The 3897-nt window shown below is 71.9% G+C and carries 4 protein-coding genes; all 4 read left to right on the top strand.

Annotated elements, in window-relative coordinates; all coding sequences use genetic code 11:
• Positions 1-505: FAD-dependent thymidylate synthase (gene thyX / locus VMJ70_05435; protein HTO90554.1), on the top strand; the 505-nt coding region annotated here is incomplete at its 5' end.
• Between the two features lie 34 nt (positions 506-539).
• Positions 540-1355 (top strand): formate dehydrogenase accessory sulfurtransferase FdhD, encoded by an 816-nt coding sequence (gene fdhD, locus VMJ70_05430; protein ID HTO90553.1) that lies wholly within the window; start codon positions 540-542, stop codon positions 1353-1355.
• Positions 1352-3046 (top strand): ATP-binding protein, encoded by a 1695-nt coding sequence (locus VMJ70_05425; protein ID HTO90552.1) that lies wholly within the window; start codon positions 1352-1354, stop codon positions 3044-3046. The genes fdhD and VMJ70_05425 overlap by 4 nt, the downstream gene beginning before the upstream one ends.
• A gap of 2 nt (positions 3047-3048) precedes the next feature.
• On the top strand, positions 3049-3897 hold an 849-nt coding region (locus VMJ70_05420), incomplete at its 3' end, for a response regulator (GenBank protein HTO90551.1).

Here is a 3897-nt window from a genome sequence, read left to right as displayed (position 1 = left end):
CACCGGCGTCTCGCGCTCGTTCACCCACGAGCTGATCCGCCACCGGCACTTTTCCTACTCGCAGCTGTCGCAGCGCTACGTCGACGAATCGGACTCGGATTTCATCGAGCCGGAGGTCATCGCCTCCGATCCGGCGCTTCACGCGGTGTGGACCGAGGCGGTGGACGCCGCGCGTGCCGCCTACGACCGGCTGATCGCCGGCCTGGTCGAGAAGTACTCCGATCTGTCGGACAAGACGCTGCGCCGCAAGCTGGCGCGACAGGCGGCGCGCTCGGTGCTGCCCAACGCCACCGAGACCAAGATCTTCGTGACCGGCAACGCGCGCGCCCTGCGCCACTTCATCGAGATGCGCGGCAGCGAGTTCGCCGAGGTCGAGATCCGGAAGGTCGCTCTCGAGATGCTGCGCCTGATGCAGAGCGAAGCGCCGTCGATGTTCGCCGACTACACCGTCGAGACGATGCCCGACGGCACGCGGGCGGTGCGAACGCCGCACCCGAAGGTTTGACTCGCGGCGTTTTCGCACCGAGGTCTTCCCGCACATGAACGACCCCCGCGTGACGACTCATCCGGTCACGCGCTGGAGCGCGGCCGGGCGCGAGACGCTCGACGACGCCATCGCGGTCGAGCGCGCGCTCGAGATTCGCGTGGACGGCCGCCCGCTCGCGGTGACGCTGCGCACGCCGGGTGACGACGAGGAGCTGGCGCTCGGTTTCCTCGCCGGCGAGGGCGTGATCCGTGGCGAGGCCGACGTGGCGGGGCTCGCCGCCGAGCCGGCGTCGTGTGCCGACGAAGCCGACCGGATCGAGGTGCGGCTCGCGCCCGGCGTGAGCCTCGACTGGTCGAAGCTCGAGCGCCACTTCGCGGCGACCGCGGCGTGCGGACTGTGCGGCCGCGCGCATCTCGAATCGCTGCGCGCCGGGCTCGCGCCGCTCGCCGTCGAAACGCGGGTGAGCGCGGCGCGGCTGGTCGAGCTGCCGGCGCGGCTCGCCTCGGTGCAGCGGACGTTCGCCGCGACCGGCGGCCTGCACGCGGCGGCATGGTGCGCTGAGCCGGGGCTCGAGCCCGAGGCGCTGCGCGAGGACGTGGGACGCCACAACGCGGTGGACAAGATTGCGGGCTGGTTGATCCGCGCCCGGCGCTATCCGGCGTCGGCCGGAGTGCTGTGGGTGAGCGGGCGCGCCGGCGCGGAGATCGTGCTCAAGGCGGCTCGGGCGCGCATTCCGGTGTTGGCGGCGGTCGGTGCGCCGAGCTCGCTGGCGCTCGAGCTGGCCCAGGCCGCCGGGCTCACGCTGATCGGCTTCCTGCGCGAGGGGCGCATGAATGTTTACTGCGGCGAAGCGAGGATCACGGCGTGAGCGACGGACGCGGCACCGAGCTCCCCGATCTCACCGCCGAGGTGGCGCAGGTGATCGTCGAGACCACCGCGCTGCTGCGCGGCGCCCGCGACGTCGACAAGATCCTGCATCCGTGGCTGCGCGCGACGCTCAAGCTGCTCGGCGCCGACGCGGTGTGCGTGGCGACGCTCCGGCCCGGCGCACCGCTCGCCCGGCTGCGCGCCGCGCAGCCGCGTGAGGACGGTTGGGATTCCACCCTGCTGACCGCGCTGGCCGGCGGCGCGGATCCCGAAATTCCGCTGGGGGTGCTGAGCGCGCGGCTCGAGCGCCGCTCGCGCCACTGGGGCGCGCTGGTGGCGCGCCGTTCGGACGGTACCTTCAGCACCGCCCAGCGGCATGCGCTCCAGCGCATCGCCGTCGAGATCAGCGAGCGCGTGCGCCTGCTCGATCGCGAGCGATTGGCCGAAGTGCGCTCCCGCATCGATCTCAAGATCCTGCGCGATCTCGCGCCCAAGGATCTCTACTATCAGATCCTGGCGGGGCTCCATCAGTTGACGCGGTACGACCACTCGGCGGCGCTCCACATCCTCGAGCCGGGAGGGGATCGCCTCGAGCTGGTGGCCGAGCAAATCGCGTGGAAGAAGATGAAGAGCGCGCGCATCGGCAGTACGCGGCTGATTGGTGAAACGTTGCTGCACGCGCTCGACGGCGGAGCGGTCCACGGCTTCGACTACCTCGACGGCGAATGGCGTGACTGGACCTCGCAGGGGGCGACCGAGCTGGCGCGCGTGCTCGATCCGGCCGAGCCACGGGCCGCAGGCGAGCCCGCGCCGGCGATGGGAGCGATGCTGTGCGCCGCGCTCGGCAGCCGCGAGGGCGGATTCGCGGTGTTGCAGCTCGGCGCGGTCTACCCCGGGAGCTTCGGCAGCCACGAGCTCGAGATCCTGCGCCAGTTCGCGCCGGCCGTGGCGGTGGCGCTGGCGCGCTCGCGGGCGGCGGAGCGCGTGCGGCGCCAGGTGCTGGCCGCCGAACGCCACGCGGTGTTCGCGCATCTGGCGCGCGGTGTGGCGCACGACGTCAACAACGCGCTCGGGGCGGTGCTGCCGCTGGTGCAGCAGATTCGCGCCGATCTCGAGGAGCATCGACTCGACCCCGCGGTGCTGAGCGAGGACATGGCCGAGATCGAAAACTCGCTCGAGGTCTGCCGCCGGATCTTCGCCGGCATGCTGCGCTGGGCGCGCGGCACCACCGGGCACGGCGGCACCTGCGATGCGTCGCGCGCGGTGCGCAACGCCTGCGAGGTGCTCGACGGCATGATGCGCCGCGCCGGCGTGCGGCTCGACCTGGAGCTGGCCGACGGATTGCCGCCGGTGCGCGGCAGCCTGGCCGAGATGGAGCAGCTGTTCCTGAACCTGGCCACCAACGCGATCGAGGCGATGCCGCGCGGCGGCACGCTGCGCATTACGCTGGGCACGGAAGGCGATCGCATCCGTTCGGTGGTCGAGGACACCGGCCGCGGCATCGCGCCGGATCAGATCACCGAGATCGAGGAGCCGTTCGTCACCACCAAGGACAACGGCACCGGCCTCGGGCTTCCGACCTGCCGCTCGATTCTCTCGGGCGTGGGCGGCGACATGACGATCTCGAGCGAGCCGGGGCATGGCACCCGGGTCTCGGTGCTGCTGCGCGTCGACGACGGGAGCGGGAGCTGAGCATGCGGCGCCCGCGCATTCTGGTGGTGGACGACGACGCGGCGCATCGCCGCACCGTGGCACGGGTACTCGAGTCGAGCTGTGACGTGGTCGCCGCCGGCGGCGCGCGCGCGGCGATCGAGCAGGCCGCCGAGCAGCACTTCGACATCGCGCTGCTCGACATCCGCATGCCGGGCATGGACGGCTTCGATCTGATGGGCGAGCTGAAGGTCGCGGATCCCTTGATCGACGTGATCCTGATGACCGGCAGCGTCACCGACACCGACCAGCGCCTGACCCGCGCGATCCGCGAGCGCGCGTTCTTCTTCCTGCAGAAGCCGTTTCACCGCGACGTGCTGCTGGCGCTGGTGGGGCGCTGCCTCGAGCTGCGGAAGCTGGCCGCCGAGAACCGCTCGCACGCCACGCTGATGGAGCGCGAGCTGGCGGCCGCGCGCAGCTTCCAGGAGAGCCTGATGCCCGAGCGCGCGACCGCGGCCGGACCGCTGACCGGCGCGGCCTTGTGCGAATCGAGCCGGGAGCTGTGCGGCGACTTCTTCGACTGGGAGAAGATCGCGGGCCCGGGGCTGGCGCTGCTGGTGGCCGACGTCGCCGGAAAGGGCGCGGCTGCTGCCATGCTGACCGGCATGGTCAAGCAGGCGTGGCGTTCGTCGGCCCCCGAAGGCTTCGCGCCGGGCGCGGCTCTGCAACGCGTGTTCGCCGCGACCCGGCTGTTTCCCGATCAGCGCCACCTCACCGCGTTCAGCGGCCGGGCCGACTCGGCGGCCGGGACGCTCGAGTACATCGTGACCGCCGGGCATCCACCGGCGCTGATGCTGCGATCCGACGGAGCGATCGAAGCGCTCGACGCCTCG

Origin of the sequence: Candidatus Sulfotelmatobacter sp., assembly GCA_035498555.1 — a bacterium.
Classification (GTDB): Bacteria; Eisenbacteria; RBG-16-71-46; order RBG-16-71-46; family RBG-16-71-46; genus DATKAB01.
The sequence above is the reverse complement of the archived record's forward strand: the minus strand, read 5'-3'. Positions and strand labels throughout refer to the sequence as shown.